Raw genomic sequence first — 21,126 nt, forward strand, 5'->3', positions numbered from 1 at the left:
CACGGGGGAGCTATGGACCAAAACGAATCTTCACAGGGCGATTTTGAATCGACCCTGAAAAAACACGCAGTCGAACTGGTCGAAAGCCTTGAAAAAGGCAAGTTTGGCGACGCTGTGCAACTGATCCATGAGCTCAATCAGACCCGTGACCGTGGCCTGTATCAGGAAGTGGGCAAGCTCACCCGCGAGCTGCACAGCGCGATCGTCAATTTCCAGATTGACCCGCACATGCCGCAAGCCGAGGAAGTGTCCCAGATCACAGATGCCACCGAGCGACTGGGCTACGTTGTCAAGCTGACAGAGGCCGCAGCCAACCGCACCATGGACCTGGTCGAAAACTCTACGCCATTGGTCAACAGCCTGAGCGATGAAGCCCAGGCGCTGAGCACGGATTGGGGGCGGTTCATGCGTCGCGAAGTCGGGGCTGAAGAGTTTCGCGAGCTGGCACGGCGTGTCGACGGTTTCCTGACACGCAGCAGCGCGGACAACCGCGCGGTGTCGAGCAACCTCAACGACATTCTGCTCGCTCAGGATTACCAGGACCTCACAGGTCAAGTGATCAAGCGTGTGACCCAGTTGGTCACCGAAGTTGAAAGCAACCTGCTCAAGCTCGTGCTTATGGCCAGTCAGGTGGACCGCTTTGCGGGCATCGAACATGACCGTGAAGCGATGCTTGCTGAAAAAGATCCGCAAAAACATCTCTCTCAGGGTGAAGGTCCGCAGATTCATGCCGATAAAAGAGAAGACGTTGTGTCCGGTCAGGACGATGTGGACGATTTGCTATCCAGCCTAGGGTTTTAGAATTTTAGGTATTTTAGGTTTTTAGACCTGTAGGAGCACACCCTTAATGAGCTTCGGCGCCGATGAAGAGATCCTTCAGGATTTCCTGGTTGAGGCCGGCGAGATTCTAGAGCAACTGTCCGAACAGCTGGTCGAGCTTGAAAGCCGACCGGATGATGCGGACTTGCTCAATGCAATTTTTCGCGGTTTTCACACTGTAAAAGGGGGCGCCGGCTTCCTCCAGCTCAACGAGCTGGTGGAGTGCTGTCACATCGCCGAGAACGTGTTCGACATCCTGCGCAAGGGTGAACGTCGCGTCGACTCGGAGTTGATGGACGTGGTTCTCGAAGCGCTGGACGCGGTGAACAGCATGTTCAGCGAAGTCCGCGAGCGCAGCCCGATCACGGCTGCCACGCCTGAATTGCTCGCGGCGCTGGCCCGTCTGGCCGAGCCGCAAACCGCCGATGAAGCCGCACCTGTGGCTCAAGTGGCGGAAGAGCCGGCTGTCGAAGCCGAATCAGGCGACATCACCGATAACGAATTCGAACAACTGCTGGACTCGCTGAACGCCGTCAAGGCTCAGGCCGAGGCTCCGACAGCTGCTCCGCTGCCAGCCGGCGATGCCGCTGCCAGCGACGAAATCACCGACGCAGAATTCGAGTCGTTGCTCGATCAACTGCACGGCAAAGGTCAGTTCGCCGTCGACGCGGTGGCAGCTCCTGCTGCACCCGCCGCACCGGCTGCCCCGAAAGCGGCAGGCGACAGTTCCGACATTACCGACGACGAGTTCGAAGCGCTGCTCGATCAGCTGCACGGCAAGGGCAACTTTGCCGTCGACGCGCTGGAGTCGGCCATTGCTTCGGCCCCGGTCGCCGCTGTGCCTGGCGCCAAAGCGGCCGGCAGTGATCTGATCTCGGATCACGAGTTCGAATCGCTGCTCGACGAATTGCACGGTAAAGGCAAATTCACTGAAGTCGGCACCGGTTCCGCCGCTTCTTCGGTAGCGGCACCCGTTGCCAAAGCCCCGGCACCTGTCGCCAAGGCGCCCGAGCCTAAAGCCGAAGCGCCGAAGCCTGCTGCCGCTGCTGCACCGGCGCCAGCCCGTGCACCGGCTGCGCCACCGGCGGAAAAGCCGGCCAGCGAAGCCGAGACCACCGTGCGGGTCGACACCGCGCGTCTCGACGAAATCATGAACATGGTTGGCGAATTGGTACTGGTGCGTAACCGCCTGGTTCGCCTGGGCGCCAACAGCGCCGATGAAGCCATGTCCAAGGCCGTGTCGAACCTCGACGTGGTCACCGCCGACCTGCAAACCGCGGTCATGAAGACCCGGATGCAACCGATCAAGAAGGTCTTCGGGCGCTTCCCGCGCCTGGTTCGCGACCTGGCTCGCCAGCTCAAGAAAGAGATCAACCTGGAGCTGGTCGGCGAAGAAACCGACCTCGACAAGAACCTTGTCGAGGCACTGGCCGACCCGCTGGTCCACTTGGTGCGCAACTCGGTCGACCACGGTATCGAAGAGCCGGCTGATCGTGAAGCGATGGGCAAACCGCGAAGCGGCAAAGTGATTTTGTCCGCTGAACAGGAAGGCGACCACATCCTGCTGTCCATCTCCGACGACGGCAAGGGCATGGACGCCGATGTGTTGCGCGGCATCGCGGTCAAGAAAGGTCTGATGGACAAGGATGCGGCGGACCGACTCAGTGAGTCTGACTGCTTCAACCTGATTTTCGCGCCGGGTTTTTCGACCAAAACCGAGATCTCCGACGTGTCGGGTCGTGGCGTGGGCATGGACGTGGTGAAAACCAAGATCGCCCAGCTCAACGGCACCATCAACATCTACTCGACCAAGGGCAAAGGCTCGAAGATCGTCATCAAGGTGCCGTTGACCCTGGCGATCATGCCGACGCTGATGGTCATGCTCGGCAACCAGGCGTTTGCGTTCCCGCTGGTGAACGTCAACGAGATCTTCCACCTCGACCTGTCGCGCACCAACGTGGTGGACGGTCAGGAAGTGGTGATCGTGCGGGACAAGGCGCTGCCACTGTTCTACCTCAAACGCTGGCTGGTCAGCTCCGCCGCTCACGAAGAGCAGCGCGAAGGCCATGTGGTGATCCTTTCGGTAGGCACCCAGCGGATCGGCTTCGTCGTCGATCAACTGGTCGGCCAGGAAGAAGTGGTCATCAAGCCATTGGGCAAAATGCTCCAGGGAACCCCGGGCATGTCCGGCGCCACCATCACCGGTGACGGCCGCATTGCGCTGATTCTCGATGTTCCGAGCATGCTCAAGCGTTACGCCGCACGGCGTATTTGATTCTGGGGGAGCGGGGCGACTGAGCCTCGCCCCCGCCTAACGGAGTGTTTATGGTAGTCAAGGTCCTGGTGGTGGACGATTCGGGGTTTTTCCGCCGCCGCGTCTCGGAAATTCTTTCAGCGGATTCGAATATCCAGGTTGTCGGCACGGCAACCAACGGAAAAGAGGCGATCGATCAGGCGCTGGCCCTCAAGCCGGACGTGATCACCATGGACTACGAGATGCCGATGATGGATGGCATCACGGCAGTGCGGCACATCATGCAGCGCTGCCCGACCCCGGTGTTGATGTTCTCCTCGCTGACGCACGAAGGCGCCCGGGTCACTCTGGATGCACTGGACGCCGGTGCGGTGGATTTCCTGCCGAAGAATTTCGAAGACATCTCGCGCAATCCCGAGAAGGTCAAGCAACTGCTGTGCGAGAAGATTCTCAGCATTTCGCGCAGTAACCGTCGTGTCAGCGCTTACAGCGCGCCGGCACCGGCGCCGGTCTCGACGCCAGCCCCGCCCCCCGCACCTTCCAGCGTCAGCAGTCATGGCAGCAGCGTCCCTGCACGTCCGGCACCGATCCCGGCCCGTGCACCTGCGCACGCACCGTCGTCGCCGGCGCCGAAGCGCAAAGCCTACAAGCTGGTTGCCATCGGCACTTCCACCGGTGGCCCGGTTGCCCTGCAGCGCGTATTGACGCAATTGCCGGCCAATTTCCCTGCCCCGATCGTGCTGATCCAGCACATGCCGGCGGCGTTCACCAAAGCCTTCGCCGAACGTCTGGACAAGCTCTGCCGCATCAGCGTCAAGGAAGCCGAGGATGGCGACATCCTGCGTCCGGGCCTGGCGTTGCTGGCACCGGGTGGCAAGCAAATGATGATCGATGGCCGTGGCGCGGTGAAAATCCTGCCGGGCGACGAGCGTTTGAACTACAAGCCGTGCGTGGACATCACCTTCGGTTCGGCGGCCAAGTCCTACGGTGACAAAGTTCTGGCGGTCGTACTGACCGGCATGGGCGCCGATGGCCGTGAAGGTGCGCGTCTGCTCAAGCAGGGCGGCAGCTCGATCTGGGCTCAGGATGAAGCCAGCTGCGTGATCTACGGCATGCCGATGGCCATCGTCAAAGCCGAACTCGCCGATGCGGTGTACGGTCTCGACGACATAGGCAAGCACCTGGTCGAGGCGTGTATCTGATGGATGTACTCAGCCTTATCGGGATCATCATGGCGTTTGTCGCCATCATTGGCGGCAACTACCTTGAAGGTGGTCACCTCGGCGCACTGGCCAACGGCCCGGCGGCGTTGATCGTACTCGGCGGGACCGTCGGTGCGGCGCTGCTGCAATCGCCGATGAGCGCCTTCAAGCGCGCCATGCAGATTCTCGGCTGGATCCTGTTCCCGCCTCGCGTGGACCTGGCTGGCGGCGTCGACCGCGTGGTGAACTGGAGCCTGACCGCTCGCAAGGAGGGTCTGCTCGGTCTGGAAGGTGTGGCCGACGCCGAACCCGACGCCTACTCGCGCAAAGGCCTGCAACTGCTGGTCGACGGCGCCGAGCCGGAAGCGATTCGCAGCATTCTGGAAGTGGATTTCTACACCCAGGAAAGCCGCGACATCGAAGCCGCCAAAGTCTTCGAAAGCATGGGCGGCTATGCGCCGACCATCGGCATCATCGGTGCGGTGATGGGCCTGATCCACGTCATGGGCAACCTGGCCGATCCGTCGCAACTGGGCAGCGGCATTGCCGTGGCCTTCGTCGCCACCATCTACGGCGTGGCCAGTGCCAACCTGGTGCTGCTGCCGATCGCCGCCAAACTCAAATCCGTTGCATTGCGCCAGTCGCGTTATCGCGAAATGTTGTTGGAAGGCATTCTGTCGATCGCCGAAGGTGAAAACCCTCGCTCTATTGAGTTGAAGCTTCAGGGCTTCATGGATTGATGGGGGTAATGGACTATGGCTCGTCGTCGACAACCTGAAGAACATGTAAACCATGAACGCTGGCTCGTTTCCTATGCCGACTTCATTACGTTGCTGTTCGCCTTTTTCGTGGTGATGTACTCGATCTCTTCGATCAACGAAGGCAAGTACAAGATCATTTCGCAAGCGTTGATCGGCGTGTTCACCGATTCGGATCGGGCGCTCAAGCCGATCCCCATCGGTGAAGAGCGTCCGAAAACCGTGACCCCGGCCAAGCCGCTGGTCAAGGACAGCGAGCAAGTCGACGCTGGTATTTCCGGGGCCAGTGATCCGCTGAAAAGCATCGCCGATGACATCAGTGCCGCGTTCGGCGACTTGATCAGCTCCAATCAGATGACCGTTCGCGGTAACGAGCTGTGGGTCGAGATCGAACTCAATTCCAGCCTGTTGTTCGGCAGTGGCGATGCCATGCCCAGCGACATGGCGTTCAACATCATCGATAAAGTCGCAGCGATCCTGAAGCCGTTCGACAACCCGATTCACGTCGAAGGGTTCACCGACGATCAACCGATCCGCACCGCGCAGTACCCGACCAACTGGGAACTGTCCTCGGCGCGTTCGGCGAGCATCGTGCGCATGCTGGCGATGCAGGGTGTGAATCCGGGCCGGCTGGCGTCGGTGGGTTATGGCGAATTCCAGCCGGTGGCCAACAACGCCACGGCAGAGGGCAGGGCGCGCAACCGTCGCGTGGTGCTGGTCGTGTCACGAAATCTCGATGTACGTCGCAGCCTCACCGGCACCGGAACCGCCCATGCGCAACCGGATGCCGCGTTGAAGCGTGCTGGCACACAAACTGCACCTGCACCGGTCAAGTCGCCGGGACGAGAGAACGCCGTCAATTCTCCGTCACCCGCATTAATACGTTGAGCTATTTCCCGGTCGACCCGACCGGGTGGAACAATCCGAATGAGAGTCTGGGCCGTTGCCAATCAAAAGGGTGGTGTTGGTAAAACCACTTCCTCCATCGCTTTAGCCGGGTTGCTGGCCGAGGCGGGCAAGCGCGTGGTCGTGGTCGATCTGGACCCCCACGGCTCGATGACCAGCTACTTCGGTTACGATCCCGACAGCCTGGAACACAGCAGCTACGACCTGTTCCTGCACAAGGGCAGCGTGCCGCAAGGCTTGCCCGGTCAGTTGCTGTTACCCACCAGTCACGCGAGTATTTCCCTGTTGCCGTCGAGCACTGCGCTGGCGACGCTTGAGCGTCAGTCGCCGGGCCAGAGTGGTTTGGGCCTGGTGATTGCCAAGAGCCTGGCGCAACTGTGGCAGGACTTCGATTACGCCGTGATCGACAGCCCGCCGTTGCTCGGTGTGCTGATGGTCAATGCCTTGGCGGCCAGTCAGCAATTGGTGATTCCGGTGCAGACCGAGCACCTGGCGGTCAAAGGCCTGGAGCGCATGGTCAACACCCTGGCGATGATCAACCGCTCACGCAAACAGCCACTGGCATTCAGCATCGTGCCGACCCTGTTTGATCGGCGCACCCAGGCGTCTCTCGGGACCTTGCGGGTATTGCGCGACAAGTACCCTGAAGAAATCTGGCAAGGCTACATCCCGGTTGACACGCGTTTGCGCGATGCCAGCCGTGCCGGCGTGACGCCTTCGCAATTCGACGGCAAGAGCCGCGGCGTGATGGCCTACCGCGCGCTGCTCAAGCACATGCTGACCCAGCAATCCGTTGCGCAGGTGGCGTGAGATGAATCGCCCGGTAAAAATCACTTCCCGTCCACAACTTGCGCTCCAGTCTTATCTGGACAGCTTGCTGATGGACGCGACCGAAGAGTTGCCGCCGGAAATCGAAGCGATCCCCGAGGTGGTCGAGGTTGAAGCGGCGCTGGACGAGTTCCAGGCTGCGGTGCTTGAAGAGCAGGCGCGTGATGCACAGAAACCGGCTGAGAAACCGGCGGACGTTGTCGCACCGGTCGCAGCACCTGTGGTGAAGGCCCCGGTGGCACTGATCGAGGCGCCGGCGCCGGTTTTGGCCCCCGTCTCCACCATCGCGCCGCTGCTGCAAGCCCTGGTGCCGCCGATCGTCGAAGTTCATTTGCCACCGAGCAACACGCCGCCACCGGTGGAAACCGACGGTCGTCCTGTCTGGGCCGCCGAGCCGTTCGAATGCCTGCTGTTCGATGTCGCCGGGTTGACCCTGGCGGTGCCGTTGGTGTGCCTGGGCTCGATTTATTCCCTGGCCGGTCAGGAGCTGACACCGCTGTTCGGTCAGCCGGAATGGTTCCTCGGGATTCTGCCGAGCCAGGCCGGCAATCTGAAAGTGCTCGATACCGCCCGTTGGGTCATGCCCGACCGCTATCGCGATGACTTCCGTCAGGGGCTGCAATACGTTATTTCGGTTCAGGGCTACGAGTGGGGGCTTGCGGTGCATCAGGTCAGCCGCTCGTTGCGCCTGGACCCGAACGAAATCAAGTGGCGCACTCACCGTGGTCAACGGCCATGGCTGGCGGGCACTGTGATTGAACACATGTGTGCGTTGCTTGACGTTTCCGAACTGGCCGAGTTGATCGCCAGCGGTGGGGCAAAACACATGGGCGGCAGCAAGCCGGTCCACAAACCGACATAAAAACAGGCGGGGCAAGTGACTTGCCATCGCAACGAACACACACCGCTAGGGCGGTTTTTCGAGGGGTCAGGGTATGAATGATAAGGCGTCGTCTGCAAAGGGTTCCGAAGATCCGATCCTGCAATGGGTAACCTTCAAGCTGGACAATGAAACCTACGGCATCAATGTGATGCGCGTTCAGGAAGTCCTGCGCTACACCGAAATCGCCCCGGTCCCAGGTGCCCCGAGCTACGTGCTGGGCATCATCAACCTGCGCGGTAACGTGGTCACCGTGATCGACACCCGTCAGCGCTTCGGCCTGATGAATGCCGAGATCAGCGACAACACTCGGATCGTCATCATCGAAGCCGACAAGCAAGTGGTCGGCATCATGGTCGACAGCGTGGCCGAAGTGGTTTACCTGCGTCAGTCGGAAATCGAGACTGCGCCGAACGTGGGTAACGAAGAGTCCGCCAAGTTCATTCAAGGCGTGTGCAACAAGAACAACGAATTGCTGATCCTGGTCGAGCTGGACAAGATGATGAGCGAAGAAGAATGGTCGGAACTGGAGAGTATCTGATTGATTCTTGAGGTTGCGGTCATTGTCCTGTTCCTTTTCTGGGCAGGCACGCTGGCGATGTTTCTGGCGTACATTCGGGGCCAGCGGCAGATCGCTGCGCAACAGGCCCAGGGCGATGCGCTGCGTGATCAGCGCATCAAGGACCTGGCCAAGCGCGTTGACGACTATCAGAGCGGCAACGTGCGCATGGGTGAAGACCTGCATGAACTGCGTGCTGTCGTCGGGCCGTTGCCGGACAAGCTGGCTCAGCTTGAACAGCGCGACCCGTCGAGTCTGTCGTTCGCCCAGGCAGCCCGCCTGGTCGGAATGGGGGCGAGCGTTGATGAACTGACTCAGTCCTGCGGGTTGACCCAGGCTGAGGCGGAGTTGATGAGCAAGTTGCACAAGAACTGACAGGCCAAAAGATCGCAGCCTCGTTGCACTCGACAGCTCCTACATGGGATGGCATTCACCCTGTAGGAGCTGTCGAGTGCAACGAGGCTGCGATCTTTTGCATTCAACACACATCAGTAATCATCCCCGCGATCGGTGATGTCCTTCTCGACCATCAACGCACTCGGATCATGCCCCTGCGGAAACTTGCCTTTCAGATTCCACGCAAACGCAATGATCTCGGCAATCGTGCGGTACAACTCCTCCGGAATACTGTCACCCAGCTCCATCCTTGCCAGCAGTTTCACCAGCTCGGCGTTCTCGTAAATCGGCACTTCATAATCGCGGGCAATCTTCAGGATTTCTTCTGCCAGTTCTTCGTCGCCCTTGGCCGTGAGGGTCGGGGCGTGGGTGCCGTCGTATTTGAGGGCGATGGCCTGGCGTGGCGTATCGGAATTTCTCATGCGGTTTCGTCGACCCAGCGTTGTTCGAGACGGGTTTGCGGCCCTTGCGGTGGTGTGCCCAAGTGGCAATCGAGATCGCCGACGTTCAGGCCTGACGCCAGCAAGCGTTCGCGCAGCCCGGCCAGGTTGCTCTCGATCAGGCTGGCGGTGTAGGGGCGCTCGGCCCACAGCTGGCTGGACAGGCTGCCTTCGATCAACTGCGCCTGAATCTGCAAGGGGCCCAGCGGCTCCATGTCGAACGCCAACTCGACGCGCCACAGTTGTTGTTTGGGTTCGCGTTCGTCACGGCGTTCCTTGGGTTGATCTTTTCCGGGCGCTTCCTCGCGCTGAAACTTGACCTGCAGCGGCACGATGTCCTGCAGGTTGCGCATGGGGATTTCCAGCTGCCAGGTGCTCATCAGCCGACCGTCGTCCGTGACGCCGGTCTGCTCCAGGCTCGACAGTTGATGGCTTTGCAGGCGTGAAACCGCTGCGGCGGCCAAGCGCAGCAAGTGCTCCAGATCATCTTCGCCCTCCAGGCTTTGCAGGAAACGCTCGGGCAGGGGGAAACTGGTCGGCTGTGGTTTGGCGCTGACCTGACCGAGCATTCCGAGGGCGCTGCGCACGAAACTGGGCATGGTCTGGGCCAGGGTGTTGGCAGCAATGATCGCGTTGAGGTTGGTATTGGCCGGTAGCCCCTGACTCAATTGCGCGATCAGCTTGAGCAGGTCGCCTTTCATATCGGGTGCCAGTGTCGGGTTTTGCCCGGTAAGCAACTTCGCCTCAAGGAACAGGCCGCTATTGGCCAGGGCCAGGGCCAGGCCTTTGGGTGTACTCAGTTGCTGAACGTCCGGCAGGCCGGCGAGCAACCTGTCCACGGCGGCTCGCAGGTCGCTGGAGGTCTGATTCGAGGCTGGAAGGTTTTGCAGGAGTTTGAGCAATCCGTCCAGCGAGCCTTGGCGGCTTTGCTGGCTGACCAGTTGCTGGGTGACTGCCAATTGCTCCTGACGGTTACTCAGCGGGACGAATTTCAGGGTCTGGGTGTCTTGCACCAGCGCGCTCAACAACGTGCCGATGCGCAGCGGCGTCGGGCTGTCGATGCTCAGGGTGCTGCCGCTCAGTGACGTGTTCAGCAGGCTTACCAGCGAGCGAAACACCGTTGGCTGCCCCGGCACTTGCGGCATCACCTGGGACGTCAGCACTTTGCCTTGCAGCAAGGTGCCCACCGGCAATTGCGCCGTGTCGAGGCGGGTGAGGGTGGCAACGCTTGCGGCGATGGCCTGTTGCACGGTGATGGCCAGGTTGCTCGCCGAGGGCTGGGTGATCGCCAGGTTCGTGCCCTGAGGCAACGGTTGACTGCTGGTGGCCTGAACCGTGGTCTGACGGCCGCTTTCGAGGGTGACCTTGAGTAGCAGTTGAAAGGTCTGATCCGCCTGCTTTAGCGACAGCACTTCGGCCTTGGCAGATTGCCCGGCGGTGATCAGCCCCTCCATCGGCGTCAGCAGCTTGAGCAAGTCGCCACTCACCACCTGCGGACGCGATGTCGCGGGCGTGGTCGGTGGTAGCGGGAGGATGTTCATTTCGCCTGTCATACGCGGTCACAACCTGAGGAAATTGCCCTCTTTAGAGTAGGGCATGGCATGTATAATGCCGCCCGTCTTTCGGAGAGTGGCGAAAACATTGCAATTGTTTGACGCAGCTCTCTAGAACAGGCCGCCAATGCATCTATGCTGCATCTCTTTAGCGGCCGCTCCGCCGCCGACTTGAACCGCAAAAGGCCCGTGATCTCTTGACCAGTCCTGTCCTGCAAACCGTTGCCCTTGCCTGTGAGCGAGACCTTCGGCTGCTCTTCGAAAATCTCGAATTGAGACTGGCCAGTGGCGAAATGTTGCAAATCAGCGGCCCCAACGGCAGTGGCAAAACCAGCCTTTTACGTCTGCTGTCGGGCCTGATGCAGCCGACCGCCGGTCAAGTGTTGCTCAACGGCCAGCCGTTGAACGAACAACGCAGTGAACTGGCGCGCAACCTGCTGTGGATCGGTCACGCCGCCGGCATCAAGGATTTGCTGACCCCGGAAGAAAACCTCAGCTGGCTCTGCGCCCTGCATCAACCGGCCTCCCATGCAGCCATTTGGGCAGCGCTTGCCGCTGTCGGACTGCGCGGTTTCGAAGATGTTCCCTGTCACACCCTGTCCGCTGGGCAGCAACGCCGTGTGGCGTTGGCGCGTCTGTACCTCGACAGTCCGCCACTGTGGATCCTCGACGAGCCATTCACCGCGCTCGACAAACAAGGCGTGGCGCAACTCGAAGAACACCTGGCCGCGCACTGTGAGCGTGGCGGCATGGTCGTGCTGACCACCCACCACACGCTGAGCCGGATGCCGGCCGGCTATCGCGACATTGATCTGGGGAACTGGGCCGTATGAGTGTTTTCGGCCTGTTGGTCGCCCGCGAGGCTCGCTTGTTGTTCCGCCGTCCGGCGGAGTTGGCCAATCCGCTCGTATTCTTCGCGATCGTGGTTTCGCTGTTCCCGTTGGCGGTCGGTCCCGAGTCTCAATTGTTGCAAACCTTGTCTCCGGGACTGGTCTGGGTGGCGGCCCTTTTATCGGTCTTGCTCTCGCTGGACGGGCTTTTCCGCAGTGATTTCGAAGACGGTTCCCTTGAACAGTGGGTCCTTTCGCCGCACCCCTTGCCTCTTCTGGTTTTGGCCAAGGTACTGGCACACTGGGCCTTCTCTGGTCTGGCACTGGTTTTGCTCGCTCCACTGCTGGCATTGATGCTCGGTTTGCCAACCGCCTGTCTGCCGGTGTTGCTGCTTTCCCTGTTGCTCGGTACACCGGTGCTCAGCCTGCTCGGTGCGGTGGGCGCAGCCCTGACGGTGGGGTTGAAGCGTGGTGGCCTGTTGTTGGCGCTGCTGATTCTGCCGTTGTACATCCCGGTGTTGATTCTCGGCAGTGGCGCCTTGCAGGCGGCCTTGCAGGGCATGCCGGCGACCGGTTATCTCCTGTGGCTTGGCAGCCTGACCGCCCTGGCGATAACCCTGACACCGTTTGCAATAGCTGCTGGCCTGAAGATCAGCGTCGGCGAATAATAATGAGGTCTGATCAATTTTTGATCACTTTCTTTTAAGAAAGGCAGACCCTTCGCTACTCGTGATGGCGAGTAGCAACCGTGATGGAAACTGCAATGAACTGGACCTGGTTTCATAAGCTCGGCTCACCCAAATGGTTTTACGGTATCAGCGGCAAACTGCTGCCGTGGCTCAGCATCGCCGCATTGCTGCTGATCGGCATCGGTGTCGTTTGGGGCCTGGCCTTCGCGCCGCCTGACTACCAGCAAGGCAACAGCTTTCGCATTATCTATATCCACGTTCCGGCCGCCATGCTGGCGCAGTCCATCTACGTGATGCTGGCGGTGTGCGGGATTGTCGGGCTTGTCTGGAAGATGAAACTGGCCGACGTCGCCCTGCAATGCGCAGCGCCGATTGGTGCCTGGATGACCGCCGTGGCGCTGGTCACCGGCGCGATCTGGGGCAAGCCGACCTGGGGTTCGTGGTGGGTCTGGGATGCGCGACTAACGTCCATGCTTATTCTGCTGTTTCTGTACTTCGGTCTTATTGCGCTGGGCAACGCCATCAGCAATCGTGACAGCGCGGCCAAGGCCTGCGCGGTTCTGGCGATTGTCGGCGTGATCAACATCCCGATCATCAAGTACTCGGTGGAGTGGTGGAACACCCTGCACCAGGGCGCGACCTTCACCCTCACCGAAAAACCGGCAATGCCCGCCGAAATGTGGCTGCCACTGCTGCTGACGGCGCTGGGTTTCTACTGTTTCTTCGGCGCGGTATTGCTGCTGCGCATGCGCCTTGAAGTGCTCAAGCGTGAAGCCCGCGCCAGTTGGGTAAAGGCAGAAGTGCAGAACAGTCTGGAGGCCGCTCGATGAGTTTTGCTTCATTCGGCGACTTCCTCGCCATGGGTCATCATGGCCTGTATGTCTGGTCAGCCTATGGCATCTGCCTGGTGGTGCTGGCCCTCAACGTGGCGGCGCCGGTCCTGGCCCGCAAGCGGTATCTGCAACAAGAGGCGCGTCGTCTGCGCCGGGAGAACGGCAAGTGAATCCGCTGCGCAAAAAGCGTCTTATCATCATTCTCGCGATCCTGGTCGGTGTCGGCGCTGCCGTTGGCCTGGCCCTGAGCGCCCTGCAGCAGAACATCAATCTGTTTTACACACCGACGCAAATCGCCAATGGCGAAGCGCCGCAAGACACGCGTATTCGTGCGGGCGGCATGGTCGAGAAAGGTTCGCTGCAACGTTCCGGCGATTCGCTGGACGTGAAATTCATCGTCACTGACTTCAACAAGTCCGTCACCATCAGCTATCGCGGCATCCTCCCGGACCTGTTCCGCGAAGGGCAGGGCATCGTCGCCCTGGGCAAGCTCAACGCCGACGGCGTGGTGGTGGCTGACGAAGTGCTGGCCAAGCACGATGAGAAATACATGCCGCCGGAAGTGACCAAGGCTTTGAAAGACAGTGGTCAATCTGCTCCAACGCCCGCGAAGGAGGGTTGATCGATGACATCTGCACTTTATAGTTCAGGGCTGTTTATCCCCGAACTCGGCCATCTGGCCATGATTCTGGCGCTGTGTTTCGCGCTGGTTCAGGCCGTGGTGCCGTTGCTGGGTGCCTGGCGCGGTGACCGCTTGTGGATGAGTCTGGCCCAGCCGGCCGCCTGGGGGCAGTTCGCGTTTCTGCTGTTCGCTTTCGGTTGCCTGACCTACGCGTTCATGGCTGACGATTTCTCCGTCGCCTACGTCGCCAGCAACTCCAACAGCGCCTTGCCGTGGTACTACAAGTTCAGTGCGGTGTGGGGCGCGCACGAAGGTTCGTTGCTGCTGTGGGCGTTGATCCTCGGCGGCTGGACCTTCGCGGTGTCGGTGTTCTCCCGGCAGTTGCCGCAAGTGATGCTGGCCCGCGTGCTGGCGGTGATGGGCATGATTAGCACCGGTTTCCTGCTGTTCCTGATCCTCACCTCGAACCCGTTCGCCCGCATCCTGCCGCAAATTCCAGCAGACGGTCGTGACCTCAACCCGCTGCTGCAAGACATCGGCCTGATCGTCCACCCGCCGATGCTGTACATGGGCTATGTCGGATTCTCCGTGGCGTTCGCGTTTGCCATTGCCGCATTGCTCGGCGGCCGTCTTGATGCGGCGTGGGCGCGCTGGTCGCGTCCATGGACCATCGTCGCCTGGGCCTTCCTCGGCATCGGCATCACCCTCGGTTCGTGGTGGGCTTACTACGAACTCGGCTGGGGTGGCTGGTGGTTCTGGGACCCGGTGGAAAACGCCTCGTTCATGCCTTGGCTGGTGGGCACTGCGCTGATCCACTCGTTGGCGGTCACGGAAAAACGTGGCGTGTTCAAGAGCTGGACCGTGTTGCTGGCCATTGCTGCATTCTCGTTGAGCTTGCTCGGGACTTTCCTCGTGCGTTCCGGCGTGTTGACCTCGGTTCACGCCTTTGCCTCCGATCCGGAGCGCGGCGTGTTCATCCTGATCTTCCTGCTGTTCGTGGTCGGCGGTTCGCTGACGTTGTTTGCCCTGCGTGCGCCGGTGGTGAAGAGCCATGTCGGCTTCAACCTCTGGTCCCGGGAAACCCTGCTGCTGGGCAACAACCTGGTGCTGGTGGTGGCGGCTTCGATGATTTTGCTCGGCACCTTGTATCCGCTGATCCTCGATGCGATGACCGGTGCCAAGCTGTCGGTCGGCCCGCCGTATTTCAACGCGCTGTTCATTCCGTTGATGGCATTGCTGATGGTGGTGATGGCGGTCGGCATGCTGGTGCGCTGGAAAGACACCCCGGTCAAATGGCTGATGAGCATGCTGACCCCGGTATTGCTCGGCAGCGCCGCGTTGGCCGTGGTGGCCGGTGTCGCTTATGGCGATTTCAACTGGGCGGTGATCGCGACCTTCATGCTCGCGGCCTGGGTGTTGCTGGCCGGCTTGCGCGACATTTTCGACAAGACGCGCCACAAAGGCTTGATCAAAGGCCTGCCGACCCTGACCCGCAGCTATTGGGGCATGCAAGTTGCGCATTTGGGCATTGCCGTATGCGCCCTCGGTGTCGTGCTGTCGAGCCAGAACAGTGCCGAACGCGACCTGCGCCTGGCGCCAGGCGAATCCATGGCCCTGGGCGGTTACCAGTTCGTGTTCGAAGGCGCCAAGCACTTCGAAGGCCCGAACTTCACTTCCGACAAGGGCACCGTGCGGGTGATCCGCGACGGCAAGGAAATCAGCGTGCTGCACCCGGAAAAACGTCTGTACACCGTGCAGAATTCGGTGATGACCGAAGCGGGGATCGACGCCGGTTTTACCCGTGACCTCTATGTCGCCCTTGGCGAACCACTGGGCGAAGGCGCCTGGGCCGTGCGCGTACACGTCAAACCGTTCGTGCGCTGGATCTGGTTCGGCGGTTTGCTCACGGGGCTCGGCGGGTTGTTGGCCGCGATGGACCGGCGTTATCGGGTCAAGGTGAAAAGCCGCGTGCGTGAAGCACTGGGCATGACGGGAGCGACGGCATGAGGCGTTGGTTGATGCTGTTGCCGCTGGTGATTTTTCTGGTGGTCGCTGTGTTTCTTTATCGCGGGTTGTACCTGGACCCGGCCGAGCTGCCTTCGGCAATGATCGGCAAGCCGTTCCCGGAGTTTTCACTGCCCGCGGTGCAGGGCGACAAGACCCTGACCAAAGCTGACATTGTGGGTAAACCGGCACTGGTCAACGTCTGGGGCACCTGGTGCATTTCCTGCCGGGTCGAGCACCCGGTGCTGAACAAACTGGCGGAGAAGGGCGTCGTGATCTACGGCATCAACTACAAGGACGTCAACGCCGACGCCTTGAAGTGGCTGGTGGAATTCCACAACCCGTATCAACTGGACATCCGTGACGACGAGGGCACGCTGGGCCTGAACCTCGGTGTGTACGGCGCTCCGGAAACTTTCTTCATCGATGCCAAAGGCATCATCCGCGACAAGTTCGTCGGCGTGATCGACGAACAGGTCTGGCGAGAAAAACTGGCGGCCAAGTATCAGGCGCTGGTCGATGAGGCCAAGCCATGAAGCGCTGGATAGCCGCTGTTGTACTGGGCTTGAGCATGGCCGGCGTCGCACACGCCGCCATCGACACTTACGAGTTTGCCAAGGAAGGTGATCGCGAGCGTTTTCGCGAGCTGACCAAAGAGCTGCGTTGCCCCAAGTGCCAGAACCAGGACATCGCCGATTCCAACGCACCGATCGCCGCCGACCTGCGCAAAGAGATTTTCCGCATGTTGGGCGAGGGCAAGGACAATCAGCAGATCATCGATTTCATGGTCGATCGCTACGGTGATTTTGTCCGCTACAAGCCTGCTCTGAACGCCAAGACTGCCTTGCTCTGGTTCGGCCCGGCCGGCCTGTTGCTGGGCGGTTTTGTGATCATCGCCGTGATCGTCCGCCGTCGTCGCGTGCAACGTGCCGACAGCCCGGACGCGCTTTCTGCCGAGGAGCGCGAGCGCCTCGACCACCTGTTGGATAAAACCAAGAATGATTGATTTCTGGCTCGCTGCAGGTCTGCTGCTTCTGGTAGCCCTGAGTTTTCTGCTGATCCCTGTTCTGCGTGGCCGCCGCGCTCAGTTGGAAGAGGATCGTACGGCCCTGAACGTCGCGCTGTATCAGGAGCGCGTGGCTGAGTTGCAAACCGAGCAGGAAGAGGGCGTGCTCAACGTTGCTCAACTGGAAACCGGTCGCGCCGAAGCGGCCCGTGAGTTGCTCGCCGACACTGAAGGCGTTGATGCACCGCGCGTGGCGCGGCTGGGCAAACCGTTGCCGCTGCTGGCGGCGATTCTGGTGCCGGTGTTGGGACTTGGTCTCTACCTGCATTTCGGGGCGAGCGACAAGGTCGAGCTGACCCGCGAATTTTCTCAGGCGCCACAGTCGATGGAAGAGATGACCCGTCGCCTGGAGCGCGCCGTCGCGGCTCAACCTGATTCAGCAGAAGGCCTGTACTTCCTCGGTCGGACCTACATGGCGCAGGATCGTCCTGGCGATGCGGCGAAGATCTTCGAACGCACGGTGAACCTGGCGGGTCGTCAGCCGGAATTGCTGGGCCAGTGGGCGCAGGCTCAGTACTTCGCCGACGGCAAGAAGTGGTCGGACAAGGTTCAGGCACTCACCGACGAAGCGTTGAAAGCCGATCCGAAGGAAGTCACCAGCCTTGGCCTGCTTGGCATTGCCGCGTTTGAGAGCGCGCGTTATCAGGACGCCATCGACTACTGGAATCGCCTGCTGGCGCAACTGCCACCAGACGACAACTCCCGGGCCGCGCTGCAAGGCGGTATTGCCCGCGCCACCGAAAAACTCGAAGCCAGCGGCGGCAAGGTCGCCCAGGCGCCTGCGGTCAAATCGGCGTTGCTCAAAGTCAGCGTCGACCTGGCACCAGCGCTCAAAGCCAAGGTTCAGCCGGGGGACAGCGTGTTCATCTTCGCTCGCGCCACCAATGGCCCGCCGGCGCCACTGGCCGCCAAACGCCTGACCGTGGCTGACTTGCCGGCAACTGTCGAACTGGGCGATGCTGACGCAATGATGCCGCAGTTGAAACTGTCGAACTTCCCTGAAGTCCAATTGGTTGCGCGCATCTCCCGTGCTGGTCAACCGACCGCCGGCGAATGGATCGGTCGCAGCCAGCCGATGGCCAGCAGCACCACCGCGCCGCAAAAACTGACCATCGACAGTCCGGATAAATAACAGGAAAACGCAACTATGACCGCTATCGCTCGTATCACCCTGCTCAGCCTTGTTTTGGGGTTAAGCGCGTGTGCGGTCCAGCGGCCGGAGCCGACGTCGTTGCCGCCGATTCCGCCCTCGCAGCCCAAGCCCACACCGTCTACCTCGCCCACCCCGAGCAAGCCGAGCATTCCGGCCAAGCCTGCGAAACCGCTGCCACGTACCTCCGCCAGCTTTGCGCCGCCACCGGGTGGCAACAGCCATTGGGATCCCAAGCTTGGTGTTTATGTGCTGGATGACCAGACCAATACCTTCTACCGCCAGCGCACGTATTACCGCTTCAACAATGGCTGGAGTCGGTCGATCAGTCCGAACGGACCTTGGGAAGAGACGGATATCCATGGCGTGCCGGGTGGGCTGGGACGGCAATTCGGGCAGTAACGAAAAGGCGACCCTTCGGGGGTCGCCTTTTTTGTGGGGCTGTGGTCCGGCAAGTATGGCGACAAGCGAAGAGGATGTTCTGATGTCCGGCAGGTTGATCTATCTCATCGGGCCTTCAGGTTCGGGCAAGGACAGTCTGCTGGATGCCGCACGAACGCGGTTGGCCGAACGCGGCTGTCGTATCGTGCGGCGGGTTATCACGCGCTCTGCGGAAGCGGTCGGGGAGGCGGCGCAGGGCGTCAGCGAGCAGCAGTTCGCCGAGATGCAGGCTCAGGGTGCATTTGCCCTCAGCTGGCAGGCTCATGGCCTGGCTTATGGCATCCCGCGGGAAATCGACGAGTGGCTGGCGGCGGGGGACGACGTACTGGTCAACGGTTCGCGCGCGCATCTGCCGCAAACCCGTGAACGTTATCCGGACGTGTGGGTGGTGTTGCTGACCGTGAACCAGCCGGTGTTGCGCCAACGCCTGTTGGCGCGCGGACGTGAGTCGGAGGCCGAGATCGATCAGCGGCTGGCGCGTAATGCCCGTTTCAATGAGCGCCTGTTGGCGGAGGACTCGAGCGTGCATGTGCTCGACAACTCAGGGCTGCTGGAGCACACCGTCGAGCACTTGCTGGCCTGCGTCGGCGACCCCGGCTCATGTGCCTGACCTTGTAGCGCAGCGGCGCTTCCCCAGCCCTGGCACTCGCCATCTGCCCGATAAGAAACACCGCCGGCAGGTCCTGATTCGGCAGCGACGAGGTGTTAAGCCGTTGCGAGCGAAGCCTTCTGCGAAACGCTCAAGAACCGCAACAACGCCAACAGTGGAAACGCGCTGCCCACAATCACGATCCACATCCAGCCGCCGTGCTCATACACCGCACTGGCGACCGAGGAGCCAAACGCGCCGCCGATGAAAATGCTGGTCATGTACAGCGCATTCAGGCGGCTGCGGCTTTTGGCGTCGAGGGCATAGACCGCGCGTTGGCCAAGGACCATGTTCATTTGTACGCAGAAATCGAGCACCACGCCGGTGACGGCGAGGCCGATGACACTGTAGGCCGGATGGATGAACGCCGGCAGGAAGCTCAGGCTGGCGAACAGCAGTGCCAGCAGTGAAGCGATGCGGGTGTGGCCGGCGTCAGCCAGTCGACCGGCGATCGGTGCGGCGATCGCGCCGATGGCTCCAACCAGGGCGAAGATCGCGATCCGGGTTTGCGACAGGCCGTGATTGCGTGCCAGTTCCAGTGGCACGGCTGTCCAGAACAGGCTGAACGTGGCGAACATGCAACCCTGGTAAAACGCGCGCTGACGCAGCACCGGTTGTTGGCGCAACAGCGTCCACAGCGAGCCCAACAATTGGCCATAAGAGGCGCTGTGATCCGGCTGGCGCTTGGGAATCGTCACGGCCAGCACAATGCTGATCGCCGCCATCAACACGGCGGCGATCACGAACATCGCGCGCCAGCCAAAGTGATCAGCCACAACGCTGGACACCGGCCGCGCCAACAGAATCCCCAGCAGCAAGCCGCCCATGATTCCACCGACCACCCGGCCGCGGGTTTCTTCCGGCGCCAGGTGCGCGGCCAGTGGAATCAGGATCTGCACCGACACCGAGCTGAAACCCACCAGCAACGAGATCAACAGAAACACGTTGGGTTGATCTGTAAACGCTGCGCCCAACAAACTGGCAATCGCCACCAGCGTGGTGATGATCATCAACCGACGGTTTTCCAGCAGATCCCCCAGCGGCACCAGGAAGAACAGGCCCAGTGCGTAACCAATCTGGGTCAGCGAAACGATCAGGCTGGCCATGGTGCTGGTCAGGCCAATGTCCGGCGCGATCAAGCCGATGATCGGCTGGGCGTAGTAGATGTTGGCAACGATGGCGCCACAGCAAAAGGCGAACAGCAGCACCATGCCTTTGGTCATTGTCGTGGCGCCGTGAGGTGCCTGATTCGCTGGGTTCATAACGTGTCTCGCTGAGCAAAATGGAATGCGCGCAGGCTAAGCGGCTGGCCGGAACGGCGGAAGTGGGATTGGAGTGATAGCAATCATTCCATTGCGGAATGAGTGACGCCGGCGTGTGCCGATGAATCTGCGCCAGGATTTCAAAGTCTGATGATACATTCACTTACATCTTGTTCGATAGCGTGCTTATGTTCTCTCTTCACGATTCATAACCGGAAGGGCACTTTTCATGAACGCGATGTTCCGCCACCTGATTCGCGGCGCTTCAGTTATCAGCTTGATTGGCTTGTTCACGGCAAGTCTCGCCCAGGCGGCCGACGCGCCGGGCATGCGCATCGGTGTACGCGGCGAGATCACCGGGGTGAGCCCCGACATCTTGAAAGTCCACGTCAATACAGGCGAAAACGTGGTCATCAATCTGACCAAGGACACCAAAATCCGCGCCGTAACCCTGGCCAATATCGAAGACATCAAGCCGGGCAGTTACATTGGCTCGGCGGCCATTGCGCAGGAAGACGGTTCGCTCAAAGCACTGGAGGTCCATGTTTTCCCACCGGAGCTGGCCGGCAGCGGTGATGGCCATCGGCCTTTCGATCTGGTCAAGGGCAGCAGCATGACCAATGGCAGCGTCGGCGACCTGGTGGTGAGCAATGGCCGCGTGCTGACCGTCAACTACAAGGGGGGGCAGCAGAAGATTCTGGTGCCGGAGGATGTGCCGATTGTGAACCTGCTGCCAGGGGACCGCAGCTTGCTGAAAGTGGGCGTGAAGATCGTGACGTTCGTGACGCAGAGTGCCGACGGGACGCTGACGGCGCAGTCGATTTCGGCCGGCAAGGATGGCGTGACCCCACCGATGTAACTGCGCTCGCGAGACTTCTGTAGGAGCAGAGCTTGCTCGCAATGGCGGTAGAACATTCAGCATTGATGTGAGAGACAGACCGCTATCGCGAGCAAGCTTGGCTCCTACAGGTTCTCGGTGTTTTTC

General features: G+C 60.8%; 24 protein-coding genes. 21 read left to right on the plus strand and 3 right to left on the minus strand.

Annotated elements, in window-relative coordinates; all coding sequences use genetic code 11:
• Positions 1 to 12 precede the first annotated feature (12 nt).
• From PMI01S_RS13895 to PMI01S_RS13935, 9 genes are all read left to right on the plus strand, one after another.
• Positions 13 to 801, plus strand: a complete 789-nt coding sequence (locus PMI01S_RS13895) for a protein phosphatase CheZ (RefSeq protein ID WP_084320577.1) — start codon at positions 13 to 15, stop codon at positions 799 to 801.
• A 46-nt stretch (positions 802 to 847) separates the two neighbouring features.
• Positions 848 to 3,094: a chemotaxis protein CheA gene (locus PMI01S_RS13900; RefSeq protein ID WP_084320578.1), complete on the plus strand. Its 2,247-nt coding sequence runs from the start codon at positions 848 to 850 to the stop codon at positions 3,092 to 3,094.
• Between the two features lie 50 nt (positions 3,095 to 3,144).
• Positions 3,145 to 4,275, plus strand: coding sequence for a protein-glutamate methylesterase/protein-glutamine glutaminase (locus PMI01S_RS13905; RefSeq protein WP_084320579.1), 1,131 nt, complete (start codon positions 3,145 to 3,147; stop codon positions 4,273 to 4,275).
• Complete coding sequence (locus PMI01S_RS13910) at positions 4,275 to 5,015, plus strand: flagellar motor protein (RefSeq protein ID WP_017337198.1); 741 nt, start codon at positions 4,275 to 4,277, stop codon at positions 5,013 to 5,015. Before PMI01S_RS13905 ends, PMI01S_RS13910 begins: the two co-directional genes overlap by 1 nt.
• 15 nt (positions 5,016 to 5,030) lie before the next feature.
• Positions 5,031 to 5,921: a flagellar motor protein MotD gene (gene motD, locus PMI01S_RS13915; RefSeq protein WP_084320580.1), complete on the plus strand. Its 891-nt coding sequence runs from the start codon at positions 5,031 to 5,033 to the stop codon at positions 5,919 to 5,921.
• Between the two features lie 39 nt (positions 5,922 to 5,960).
• On the plus strand, positions 5,961 to 6,749 hold the full coding sequence (locus PMI01S_RS13920; protein ID WP_084320581.1) for a ParA family protein: 789 nt from the start codon (positions 5,961 to 5,963) through the stop codon (positions 6,747 to 6,749).
• A gap of 1 nt (position 6,750) precedes the next feature.
• Entirely contained in the window at positions 6,751 to 7,629 is an 879-nt protein-coding gene (locus tag PMI01S_RS13925) for a CheW domain-containing protein (protein WP_084320582.1), read from the plus strand.
• Positions 7,630 to 7,702: 73 nt separating this feature from the next.
• On the plus strand, positions 7,703 to 8,188 hold the full coding sequence (locus tag PMI01S_RS13930) for a chemotaxis protein CheW (RefSeq protein WP_008024622.1): 486 nt from the start codon (positions 7,703 to 7,705) through the stop codon (positions 8,186 to 8,188).
• Positions 8,189 to 8,581 carry a DUF2802 domain-containing protein gene (locus PMI01S_RS13935; RefSeq protein ID WP_017337202.1) on the plus strand — a complete coding sequence of 131 codons (393 nt, stop codon included), beginning with the start codon at positions 8,189 to 8,191 and terminating at the stop codon, positions 8,579 to 8,581.
• A 113-nt stretch (positions 8,582 to 8,694) separates the two neighbouring features.
• Here PMI01S_RS13935 and PMI01S_RS13940 read toward each other — a convergent pair whose 3' ends face one another.
• Together PMI01S_RS13940 and fliK are read right to left on the minus strand one after the other, a co-directional pair.
• The gene (locus PMI01S_RS13940; protein ID WP_084320583.1) at positions 8,695 to 9,024 is read right to left on the minus strand and encodes an EscU/YscU/HrcU family type III secretion system export apparatus switch protein; all 330 of its coding nucleotides are present in this window, start codon (positions 9,022 to 9,024) and stop codon (positions 8,695 to 8,697) included.
• Positions 9,021 to 10,595 carry a flagellar hook-length control protein FliK gene (gene fliK / locus PMI01S_RS13945; protein WP_084320584.1) on the minus strand — a complete coding sequence of 525 codons (1,575 nt, stop codon included), beginning with the start codon at positions 10,593 to 10,595 and terminating at the stop codon, positions 9,021 to 9,023. The genes PMI01S_RS13940 and fliK overlap by 4 nt, the downstream gene beginning before the upstream one ends.
• 197 nt (positions 10,596 to 10,792) lie before the next feature.
• Here fliK and ccmA point away from each other — a divergent pair, with 197 nt between their 5' ends.
• The 11 genes from ccmA (at position 10,793) to phnN (ending at position 18,840) form a co-directional block, all read left to right on the plus strand.
• Positions 10,793 to 11,428: a cytochrome c biogenesis heme-transporting ATPase CcmA gene (gene ccmA / locus PMI01S_RS13950; protein ID WP_084320585.1), complete on the plus strand. Its 636-nt coding sequence runs from the start codon at positions 10,793 to 10,795 to the stop codon at positions 11,426 to 11,428.
• The gene (ccmB, locus tag PMI01S_RS13955; protein ID WP_084320586.1) at positions 11,425 to 12,093 is read left to right on the plus strand and encodes a heme exporter protein CcmB; all 669 of its coding nucleotides are present in this window, start codon (positions 11,425 to 11,427) and stop codon (positions 12,091 to 12,093) included. Before ccmA ends, ccmB begins: the two co-directional genes overlap by 4 nt.
• 95 nt (positions 12,094 to 12,188) lie before the next feature.
• Positions 12,189 to 12,944, plus strand: coding sequence for a heme ABC transporter permease (locus PMI01S_RS13960; RefSeq protein ID WP_084320587.1), 756 nt, complete (start codon positions 12,189 to 12,191; stop codon positions 12,942 to 12,944).
• Entirely contained in the window at positions 12,941 to 13,117 is a 177-nt protein-coding gene (gene ccmD / locus PMI01S_RS13965) for a heme exporter protein CcmD (protein ID WP_017337208.1), read from the plus strand. Before PMI01S_RS13960 ends, ccmD begins: the two co-directional genes overlap by 4 nt.
• A complete protein-coding gene (gene ccmE / locus PMI01S_RS13970) occupies positions 13,114 to 13,569 on the plus strand; it encodes a cytochrome c maturation protein CcmE (RefSeq protein ID WP_008026817.1) in 456 nt (151 codons plus the stop codon). The genes ccmD and ccmE overlap by 4 nt, the downstream gene beginning before the upstream one ends.
• Positions 13,570 to 13,572: 3 nt before the next feature.
• Positions 13,573 to 15,576, plus strand: a complete 2,004-nt coding sequence (locus PMI01S_RS13975; protein WP_084320588.1) for a heme lyase CcmF/NrfE family subunit — start codon at positions 13,573 to 13,575, stop codon at positions 15,574 to 15,576.
• Positions 15,573 to 16,109, plus strand: coding sequence for a DsbE family thiol:disulfide interchange protein (locus PMI01S_RS13980; RefSeq protein WP_084320589.1), 537 nt, complete (start codon positions 15,573 to 15,575; stop codon positions 16,107 to 16,109). The genes PMI01S_RS13975 and PMI01S_RS13980 overlap by 4 nt, the downstream gene beginning before the upstream one ends.
• A complete protein-coding gene (locus tag PMI01S_RS13985) occupies positions 16,106 to 16,579 on the plus strand; it encodes a cytochrome c-type biogenesis protein (RefSeq protein WP_017337212.1) in 474 nt (157 codons plus the stop codon). Before PMI01S_RS13980 ends, PMI01S_RS13985 begins: the two co-directional genes overlap by 4 nt.
• Complete coding sequence (ccmI, locus tag PMI01S_RS13990) at positions 16,572 to 17,771, plus strand: c-type cytochrome biogenesis protein CcmI (RefSeq protein ID WP_084320590.1); 1,200 nt, start codon at positions 16,572 to 16,574, stop codon at positions 17,769 to 17,771. Before PMI01S_RS13985 ends, ccmI begins: the two co-directional genes overlap by 8 nt.
• A 15-nt stretch (positions 17,772 to 17,786) precedes the next feature.
• Positions 17,787 to 18,191 carry a hypothetical protein gene (locus tag PMI01S_RS13995; protein WP_084320591.1) on the plus strand — a complete coding sequence of 135 codons (405 nt, stop codon included), beginning with the start codon at positions 17,787 to 17,789 and terminating at the stop codon, positions 18,189 to 18,191.
• A gap of 82 nt (positions 18,192 to 18,273) precedes the next feature.
• Positions 18,274 to 18,840 (plus strand): phosphonate metabolism protein/1,5-bisphosphokinase (PRPP-forming) PhnN, encoded by a 567-nt coding sequence (gene phnN, locus PMI01S_RS14000; RefSeq protein ID WP_084320592.1) that lies wholly within the window; start codon positions 18,274 to 18,276, stop codon positions 18,838 to 18,840.
• A 95-nt stretch (positions 18,841 to 18,935) separates the two neighbouring features.
• Here the strand turns inward: phnN and PMI01S_RS14005 are convergent, their stop codons facing one another.
• On the minus strand, positions 18,936 to 20,141 hold the full coding sequence (locus PMI01S_RS14005; protein ID WP_084320593.1) for an MFS transporter: 1,206 nt from the start codon (positions 20,139 to 20,141) through the stop codon (positions 18,936 to 18,938).
• Between the two features lie 229 nt (positions 20,142 to 20,370).
• On the opposite strand from PMI01S_RS14005, the gene PMI01S_RS14010 reads away from it, so the two are divergent.
• On the plus strand, positions 20,371 to 21,000 hold the full coding sequence (locus PMI01S_RS14010; RefSeq protein ID WP_174602670.1) for a hypothetical protein: 630 nt from the start codon (positions 20,371 to 20,373) through the stop codon (positions 20,998 to 21,000).
• The last annotated feature ends 126 nt before the right edge of the window (positions 21,001 to 21,126 follow it).

This window comes from Pseudomonas migulae NBRC 103157 (assembly GCF_002091715.1).
Taxonomy (GTDB): domain Bacteria; phylum Pseudomonadota; class Gammaproteobacteria; order Pseudomonadales; family Pseudomonadaceae; genus Aquipseudomonas; species Aquipseudomonas migulae_A.

Bases quoted from the DNA above. Each gene is read 5' to 3' on its own strand.
- PMI01S_RS13975 (WP_084320588.1), top strand. From the start codon at position 13,573: ATGACATCTGCACTTTATAGTTCAGGGCTGTTTATCCCCGAACTCGGC.
- PMI01S_RS13920 (WP_084320581.1), top strand. From the start codon at position 5,961: ATGAGAGTCTGGGCCGTTGCCAATCAAAAGGGTGGTGTTGGTAAAACC.
- PMI01S_RS13960 (WP_084320587.1), top strand. From the start codon at position 12,189: ATGAACTGGACCTGGTTTCATAAGCTCGGCTCACCCAAATGGTTTTAC.
- PMI01S_RS14010 (WP_174602670.1), top strand. From the start codon at position 20,371: ATGAACGCGATGTTCCGCCACCTGATTCGCGGCGCTTCAGTTATCAGC.
- ccmI (WP_084320590.1), top strand. From the start codon at position 16,572: ATGATTGATTTCTGGCTCGCTGCAGGTCTGCTGCTTCTGGTAGCCCTG.
- ccmB (WP_084320586.1), top strand. From the start codon at position 11,425: ATGAGTGTTTTCGGCCTGTTGGTCGCCCGCGAGGCTCGCTTGTTGTTC.
- PMI01S_RS13980 (WP_084320589.1), top strand. From the start codon at position 15,573: ATGAGGCGTTGGTTGATGCTGTTGCCGCTGGTGATTTTTCTGGTGGTC.
- PMI01S_RS13930 (WP_008024622.1), top strand. From the start codon at position 7,703: ATGAATGATAAGGCGTCGTCTGCAAAGGGTTCCGAAGATCCGATCCTG.
- fliK (WP_084320584.1), bottom strand. From the start codon at position 10,595: ATGACAGGCGAAATGAACATCCTCCCGCTACCACCGACCACGCCCGCG.
- phnN (WP_084320592.1), top strand. From the start codon at position 18,274: ATGTCCGGCAGGTTGATCTATCTCATCGGGCCTTCAGGTTCGGGCAAG.
- PMI01S_RS13940 (WP_084320583.1), bottom strand. From the start codon at position 9,024: ATGAGAAATTCCGATACGCCACGCCAGGCCATCGCCCTCAAATACGAC.
- motD (WP_084320580.1), top strand. From the start codon at position 5,031: ATGGCTCGTCGTCGACAACCTGAAGAACATGTAAACCATGAACGCTGG.
- PMI01S_RS13900 (WP_084320578.1), top strand. From the start codon at position 848: ATGAGCTTCGGCGCCGATGAAGAGATCCTTCAGGATTTCCTGGTTGAG.
- PMI01S_RS13910 (WP_017337198.1), top strand. From the start codon at position 4,275: ATGGATGTACTCAGCCTTATCGGGATCATCATGGCGTTTGTCGCCATC.
- PMI01S_RS13925 (WP_084320582.1), top strand. From the start codon at position 6,751: ATGAATCGCCCGGTAAAAATCACTTCCCGTCCACAACTTGCGCTCCAG.
- PMI01S_RS13995 (WP_084320591.1), top strand. From the start codon at position 17,787: ATGACCGCTATCGCTCGTATCACCCTGCTCAGCCTTGTTTTGGGGTTA.
- PMI01S_RS13895 (WP_084320577.1), top strand. From the start codon at position 13: ATGGACCAAAACGAATCTTCACAGGGCGATTTTGAATCGACCCTGAAA.
- ccmD (WP_017337208.1), top strand. From the start codon at position 12,941: ATGAGTTTTGCTTCATTCGGCGACTTCCTCGCCATGGGTCATCATGGC.
- PMI01S_RS13905 (WP_084320579.1), top strand. From the start codon at position 3,145: ATGGTAGTCAAGGTCCTGGTGGTGGACGATTCGGGGTTTTTCCGCCGC.
- PMI01S_RS14005 (WP_084320593.1), bottom strand. From the start codon at position 20,141: ATGAACCCAGCGAATCAGGCACCTCACGGCGCCACGACAATGACCAAA.
- PMI01S_RS13985 (WP_017337212.1), top strand. From the start codon at position 16,106: ATGAAGCGCTGGATAGCCGCTGTTGTACTGGGCTTGAGCATGGCCGGC.